General features: G+C 44.2%; 7 protein-coding genes and 1 pseudogene. 3 read left to right on the top strand and 5 right to left on the bottom strand.

Annotation, left to right across the window (positions count from 1 at the left end):
* Positions 1-309 precede the first annotated feature (309 nt).
* Both EV210_RS02435 and EV210_RS02425 read right to left on the bottom strand, forming a co-directional pair.
* Positions 310-504, bottom strand: coding sequence for a hypothetical protein (locus tag EV210_RS02435; RefSeq protein WP_132075031.1), 195 nt, complete (start codon positions 502-504; stop codon positions 310-312).
* Positions 505-662: 158 nt separating this feature from the next.
* A pseudogene (locus EV210_RS02425) lies at positions 663-1,676 on the bottom strand (DUF3231 family protein).
* Positions 1,677-1,877: 201 nt separating this feature from the next.
* Here EV210_RS02425 and EV210_RS02420 point away from each other — a divergent pair.
* Positions 1,878-2,150, top strand: coding sequence for a hypothetical protein (locus tag EV210_RS02420; RefSeq protein WP_132075022.1), 273 nt, complete (start codon positions 1,878-1,880; stop codon positions 2,148-2,150).
* Between the two features lie 303 nt (positions 2,151-2,453).
* On the top strand, positions 2,454-2,777 hold the full coding sequence (locus tag EV210_RS02415) for a hypothetical protein (RefSeq protein ID WP_132075019.1): 324 nt from the start codon (positions 2,454-2,456) through the stop codon (positions 2,775-2,777).
* 103 nt (positions 2,778-2,880) lie between these two features.
* On the opposite strand, the gene EV210_RS02410 is transcribed toward EV210_RS02415, so the two are convergent.
* The gene (locus EV210_RS02410) at positions 2,881-3,405 is read right to left on the bottom strand and encodes a hypothetical protein (RefSeq protein ID WP_132075016.1); all 525 of its coding nucleotides are present in this window, start codon (positions 3,403-3,405) and stop codon (positions 2,881-2,883) included.
* 157 nt (positions 3,406-3,562) lie between these two features.
* Between EV210_RS02410 and EV210_RS02405 the strand changes: the two genes are divergently transcribed.
* The gene (locus EV210_RS02405; protein ID WP_132075013.1) at positions 3,563-5,260 is read left to right on the top strand and encodes an amidohydrolase; all 1,698 of its coding nucleotides are present in this window, start codon (positions 3,563-3,565) and stop codon (positions 5,258-5,260) included.
* A 76-nt stretch (positions 5,261-5,336) separates the two neighbouring features.
* Here EV210_RS02405 and EV210_RS02400 read toward each other — a convergent pair whose 3' ends face one another.
* Both EV210_RS02400 and EV210_RS02395 read right to left on the bottom strand, forming a co-directional pair.
* Positions 5,337-6,011 carry an MgtC/SapB family protein gene (locus EV210_RS02400; protein ID WP_416334009.1) on the bottom strand — a complete coding sequence of 225 codons (675 nt, stop codon included), beginning with the start codon at positions 6,009-6,011 and terminating at the stop codon, positions 5,337-5,339.
* Positions 6,004-6,684, bottom strand: a complete 681-nt coding sequence (locus EV210_RS02395) for a phosphate signaling complex PhoU family protein (RefSeq protein ID WP_132075009.1) — start codon at positions 6,682-6,684, stop codon at positions 6,004-6,006. The genes EV210_RS02400 and EV210_RS02395 overlap by 8 nt, the downstream gene beginning before the upstream one ends.
* Positions 6,685-6,904 lie beyond the last annotated feature (220 nt).

Here is a 6,904-nt window from a genome sequence, read left to right as displayed (position 1 = left end):
GAGGCAATGTACTTAATGGTCGCATTCGCAACACTTGTTGTGCTCATCATAAAACAGAAATAACCGCTCCCACGCCATGGTTTGCGGTTATTTCTTAATAACGTAATCCGGGCTAACCGTTCGGTTAGACAGCCTGTGGGGCTGGCGTGTTAGAGCACGTCAGTCCTTTTCTTATATTATACCCATAGATTGTAAAATATGCAATCGGTCGATGAAAATCCGGCCTTACTTTCCAAAGGTTATTAAAAGCCTCCGGATTTCGGAACGGCCTTTTGACTGTAATTGTAGCCCTTTCAGGCAATTGCACGTCTATAAATCCTGTTCAGTAACAGAGGCAATTGATTGGTCATCGGCAGCTGTAGGCTTTACCTCTAACAGTTGGATGTCATCTTCTTCGCTGAGGGAGATAGAACTTGCAGCATTCATATATGCATCATCCGCTTTGGTTCCTGTGACAAAATTTCCGGTAGCTTGTTTATTGACGAAAACTCGGTATGTGGGCATAATGACCTCCTTGTACGATCAAATTAGCGATGTTTAAAAAAATAACCGGCTATTCAGCCAGTTAAGTGGGTGGATGGAGGAGGAAATGTACAATTACAGTTTTTCCCCGCAGGGAAGGCTGTATGCATCAACCGTTCCGGTAAATAATGGCTGAGCGTCTATTTGTTTTTTGCCTGGGCAATTTCTACCCGGTTTATCGCCTGCGGTGGTTCTTCAAGCCAATTATTGGCAATCATTAAATTAGCGCCATCCTCAGCGTAGAGGCCAATTTCCGCTAAAAGGCGGGCATAGTTGATCGTCAAATCGAGACGCTGGCTTGTTGACATAGATAGCCCATAATTGCCGATTCCTGCCGCGATCATCATTGTTGCATGAAAGAGAATGAGTTTGTCCGAGAAGGGAGCAGTTGTCGAAGGTAAAATCATGGTGGTAATGGGGTCTAGTGCAGGCAGCTCACTGTTTTTTTATGAGGCGGAAAATAAATTAACATGGTTACTGGCAATCTCTTTTCCGCGCAATAAATAATCCCGGACTGTCTGGGAAGTCACTACCTGGGAGAAGGCGGTCATCAAGGCTTCGCCAATGATATTGGCTTGCAAGTTAGAAAAAAGATTACCAATTTCAATAACATTCAGCAGTCTTTTTTTCCCAAACAAGCTGCCTAAATAGCTGGCGTCCTTGACAAATTCAACTTCTTTATCAGGAGGAATATAGGGGGAGCGGATATAGATTCCTTTTGCTAGCATACAGCTAGTTACTTTATTATCTATTTCTACTGTGGCATAGAGACAGTTTTGATAAAATTTCCGGATATCCTCTCGGGCAGCAAGCGATACGGATAAGGAATAAGCTGCCAGACCCAGGCGGGCCATATGCTTTAAGTAGTATAAATAAAAAGCATCTAAAAAGATTCGAGGTGCATGCAGATTGACATCTTCCTGAGTAAAGCCCTGGGGAATGGGGAACTTTGCTTCCGAGAGGATTAGCGTAATCGTTTTAATATTGTTTTCAGCAACACGCAAACCAGTTTGAACGATACTTTTAATATCTTCATCTTCGATATTCTGGAGGAAATGTGACAGAAGACAAATTGCTAAACTGTCATTTTGATATTGAGTCCATAAGCTGCCAATTTCTGTTGAGGTTAGGGGGAGATGATTATGCAGTGTCATATTGTGCCCTCCGCTTCGTTCTTGTTAGCTATACTATTTGTACGAACTAATGAAATCTATACACTGATGAAAGCTTCCCTATAAATTGATTCATTCGGAGATATATCACTTTATTCTTAAGGGCATTTTAATAAAACAGCGCTAGTATAGTAAATAAGGCCATATGGTCTGCTGTAGTGAAAATGTGGTTAAGGAGGATTTATGGGATTGACGTCTAAGCAGCTTGAGCTGGCACTTACTGTTCCGGCAATTGTCGGCCTACTGCCGGCAACGCGGCAGGAGCTGGTTTTACATGCCGGAAAAGAAGCGGCTGCATTAATTGCAGCAGGATTAACGATTCATGAACAAAAAACGGCAATGGCAGTGGCCGATTTATTTTTGCAGTTCAGCCGGGAAGATCCAAATCATATCAAATGGAGTGAATTGATGGAGGCGGCTATTGAACGGGAGGATCAAGAGCGATATTTAAAATAATGCAAAACCCTATATTGTGCCGGAGCCATTTTCTAAAAAACAGCCTTCTCAATGGAAGGCTGTTTTTTATGCTAAGTTTTTCTAAAAAAATTCTAAAAGATGGCAGCTATAATTTGATTATCAGGTTAGACGAAAAGTGCGAAGGGGCGTAGCTGCAATAGCTATCAGGCTGCTTTCCCTCGTTGATATAGAATGGTTTTCGCCAAAAGGGGGTAGTACACGAGCGGGATTATTGTATACATAATTGACTAATCAGTCATTGTTGAGATAGATTGCATTCTAAATAAAAAGGAGAGATTCTCTATGAAGAGTATTGCCAAGAAAATCGTAATTTTTTCAATGATCGGCCTTATGCAAGTTGGTTTGGGAGCATCTGTTATTGAAGCATCTCCGCGGCACGATGACAAGCATCAGCGCTATGAACAGCGGGAGAGAGACCGCGACCGCGATCGTGACCACCGTATACGGGAAGAACAAAAGCGTCATGAGCGCGAAATGCAGCGACGGGAAAATGAACGGGAACAAGACTGGAAAGAGCGTCAGCAACGGGAAAAAGATCATCACGAGGAAGTGATGCGGACGCTTGGCGGGATTGCCATATTGGCGCTGATTTTAAGCAACAACTAGCAGAGAGGAACGTCTGTCTTTTAAGGCAGGCGTTTTTTACATATGGGGAGACGATTACAGCAAAAGCAGGCTGAGCAGCCTGCTTTTGACCTTGTGATTAGTCTTACTGTTTATCCGGGTTATCCGCATCATCATTCTTTTTAACCGGCTTCATTGCCGGAACGGCAGTTAGGTTAGGCCTGCGAAGGGCTGGGATTGAGGAAAACTGCTTAAGGTAGAATGCTGAGCCGAGGCCAAAAAGAAAAGCGGCTATCAAATTCGAAACCACGGTTCCTACTGATGCCGGCACTGTGCCAGGAACCCGGAATAATCCGGTTATGCCATAAATGAAAAACCAAACTGCGGCACTAAACACTAAGCCTTTAAAATATAAATTTTGGCTGGCAATCATAGGGATGAGAAAAGCGAATACCACTCCCAGAAAACCTGAAAATCCTAACTGTAAACCTAAAGCGACGATGTTTTCCAGCAGCGTAAATGGAGGCGTATGGCCAAAGAACATAATTCCGGCCCAGTCCACCATGCGAAGATGTGTAAACTGAAGGTAGCCAGAGATAAATGACCAGATATTCATGATAATTCCGCCAATGACGCCGGCAATAAATCCGCGTTCAAACCGATCTTGCAACGATAACACCACCTTTGCTGCTAATTAGTATTGTATGGTGTGGCAATTTTTATACGATTCGCAGTCTGCTTGTGGCTGTCGGGGAACTATACTATAATATATAGTTAAAGTCGGCTACTCATTGCTGATAAATAAGAAAAATAAGCAGGTGAAGCAAGTGGCAAATGCAGCTTGGGCGGACATCGTATTAAGCAATGGTGTGGTCTATACCGCTGATAAACAGGATCGTATTTATGAGGCGGTTGCAATACAAGGAAAAATAATAGTATTTGCCGGTAGTAATGACGAAGTACGGCAATATGTCGGCCCCCAAACCACAGTATACGATTTAGCAGGTAAAATGGTTATACCGGGTTTAATTGATACGCATATTCATCCGCCAGGCTTATCGCTGTTAGAACTATATGAGGTGCAGCTGGCGGATATTAGCACGTTAGAAGGGTATATGGAAGCGATTAAAGCCTTTTATAGTCGTAATCCGGCGGCTAAGGCCATTTATGGCAGAGGCTGGTCCTGGGATGCGTTGACTGGCCGGGAAGCAATCAAAGGGCCGCGCAAGGAATATCTTGATGAGGTTTCAACGGAAATTCCCATCATCCTCAGAGCAAGTGACGGGCATACGCTATGGGTCAATTCCAAAGCCCTGAGCAATAGCAGGATAACACCTGATACCGAGGTTCCTGTAGGCGGAATCATCGAGCTGGATGAAAGCAGCGGTGAAGTGTGGGGGACGTTGAAGGAAGGCGCTATGTGGCTTGTTCCATTGCCGTCTTATAGTCTGGAGCAGTACACTGAGGCACTGACTGGCTTTCAGAAGAAAATGCACAGCTTTGGGATTACGGGTATTTTGTGCATGGCCAGCCAGCTGTTCAAAATCTTGTTCACCGCTTTTGCCGATATGGAAAAGCGCGCCGAGCTGCAGCTCCACGTCCGGGGTGCAATGGCAGTCAATCAAGCAGATGATATTGATGAGCAGATCACCGCTATACATAACATCCGCAATCAGTATCAATCACCGCTTTTGCAGGTGATTTCTACGAAATTTTTTACTGACGGTGTTATTGAAGGCGGCACCAGTCATTTACTTGCGCCATATACGCCAAAGGCTGGCAAAGGACAGAACTACTACGGGGATTTCTTATGGGACATGGAGAAGCTGAAGCAAGCTTTTTATAGAGCTAACGCCGGCGGGCTGCAGATTCATGTGCATTCTACGGGCGACGGTTCTACCCGCAAAGTGCTGGATGCACTGGAGGCGGCTGCCGCTATGCTTCCCCCGGGAGATTACCGCAATATTATTACCCACTTGCAGCTTGTGGACAATAGTGATATTCCAAGATTTAAAGAGCTGCAGGTTATTGCCAGTGTTCAGCCTTACTGGCAGTTTAAAGGACCGAAATGGTGGCATAATGTAGACTACCAATATTTAGGGGAACGTGCTCAGGCCGAGTTCCCTTTACGATCGTTTTTTGATCAGGACGTTGTTGTGACTTCCTCTTCGGATTATCCCGCGACACGGGTGCCTAATCCGTTGTTGGCGATTGAAATCGGTGTTACCCGCAACCTGGCTAATGGCAGTTTTTATGGCGTGGAAGATATTGAACATATGGATGACGAGCGGTACTTGTTAAACAAGCCGGAACGGGCCACCGTACTGCAGATGCTGAAAAGCTTTACCAGTAACAGCGCGTATGCTTTGTTCATGGAAAATGAGACTGGGTCTATCGAGGCAGGCAAATTGGCTGATTTGGTAGTACTGGATCAGAATTTACTGGCAATCGATCCTATTCACATTGAAAAGGCGAATGTGGTTATGACGTTCTTTGGTGGTAAGGTCGTTTACGAACGCCCGTAATACAGAAAATACAAAACAAGGCATAAAGCGCCGGTCAAGGATGGGTGGCGCTTTATGCCTTGTTTCTTTATACTTTTTAATCGCGCTTTTCTTGTTTGATAGAGAGGATTCCCTCAAGTGCTGTCAGTTCTGCTATGATTTGCTCCATTTTACATTTATCGGGCAGCTTGATCGAAAGGGGGATTAGAATTTTTTTGTCTTCACAATCTTCAATATGAATCTGAATAATACTTACACCCAGAGATCCCAGCAATGATCCGACGTGGCCGATTTGTCCGGGCTTATCCTGTGATTTAATGACCAGATCATAGACAGAGGGTGTACTGCATCCGTAGAGTTTGTCAATTTGGGGCAGCACTTCTAATACAATAACAACGAGAATGCTGGTTGTAACTGCTCCGGTAAGCGCACCGACACCGATTGCCAAACCAACGCTTGCTACCACCCAGAGGCTGGCGGCAGTCGTTAGCCCTCTGATCATCGGACCTTCTTTCATGATAGCACCTGCGCCGAGAAAGCCGATGCCACTTACCACCTGCGCGGCCAGCCTGGCTGGGTCGGCATTGGTAAAACCCTGAACGCTTACATATAAGTTAACGGATAAGATGGCAACGAGGCAGGAACCAAGGCACACCAGGATGTGCGTGCGCAAACCTGCCGTTTTCCCCCTGTGCTGTCTTTCAAAACCAATAATTCCACCTAATAGTACAGCTATGATCAAGCGATAGATTGTCGTAAAATCATCAATCATCATTCCATATCTCCTCACTGTAGGTAACTGTTTTTAAGGAGCAGCCATGAACAATGTAGTAGACCAGCTCGCTGATATTAGTGGTCCGGTCGGCAACCCGTTCTATATAGCGGATAGCAACGTGATAATCCATAATCACTTCTTGTACCCAGGGATGCAGGGAGCCCAGGCACAGCATTTCTCGAAAAAGCAGTTTGTTCATTTTATCGACGGAAGAATCTTTTTCAATTGTTGATTTCGCAAGTTCAACGTCAATTTTATCATAGCTTTCCAGAGAGAGTTTTAACATTTCCAGCGTTTGATCCCTCATTGCAGATGTTGAACTAATGATTGTCTTTAAGCTGTCGGTATTTTGCTGGGACAATTTTTTTTGTACCAATTTCGCAATTTGATTGGCATAATCGCTGATTCTTTCCAGCTCCATTGCGATTTTTAAACTGCTGATGATAAAATTAATCTCATGGCGGGGGAACTCTCGGGAAGACAGTGTAGCCAGACAATACTCATTAATACCGTGATACATGGAGTCAACTAAGCGTTCTAACTGCCGGACTTCTGTTGCCAACTGGATATCGTTAGTTAGCAGCGCCTGAATCGATTTGTCTACTGCCAGCAGCGTTTTACTGCCTAAAATTAAAACAGCGCTTTTTAGCCAGGGAAGCTTTTTATGCATAATAAACGCGCTCCTTTATTAAAGTCGGTTTTTATTGATGAACTATACCCAAAGGAATATTGTCTTATTTTATAGTTTTTTCTGAATATTGACAGGCCTTTAGAGTCCTAACGGTGCCCTCCACTATAAAAATAAGCAGCAGAACGGGATAGAAAAAAACCGTATTGCTATATTATACTTCTTTAAGGGGGACTTTTGTGAAAAAAAGATAGCGTAAAGT

This window comes from Anaerospora hongkongensis, from assembly GCF_004339805.1.
In the GTDB taxonomy this organism is placed as follows: domain Bacteria; phylum Bacillota; class Negativicutes; order Sporomusales; family DSM-15969; genus Anaerospora; species Anaerospora hongkongensis.
The sequence above is the reverse complement of the archived record's forward strand: the minus strand, read 5'-3'. Positions and strand labels throughout refer to the sequence as shown.

Bases quoted from the DNA above. Each gene is read 5' to 3' on its own strand.
- EV210_RS02435 (WP_132075031.1), bottom strand. From the start codon at position 504: ATGCCCACATACCGAGTTTTCGTCAATAAACAAGCTACCGGAAATTTT.
- EV210_RS02420 (WP_132075022.1), top strand. From the start codon at position 1,878: ATGGGATTGACGTCTAAGCAGCTTGAGCTGGCACTTACTGTTCCGGCA.
- EV210_RS02415 (WP_132075019.1), top strand. From the start codon at position 2,454: ATGAAGAGTATTGCCAAGAAAATCGTAATTTTTTCAATGATCGGCCTT.
- EV210_RS02400 (WP_416334009.1), bottom strand. From the start codon at position 6,011: ATGATTGATGATTTTACGACAATCTATCGCTTGATCATAGCTGTACTA.
- EV210_RS02395 (WP_132075009.1), bottom strand. From the start codon at position 6,684: ATGCATAAAAAGCTTCCCTGGCTAAAAAGCGCTGTTTTAATTTTAGGC.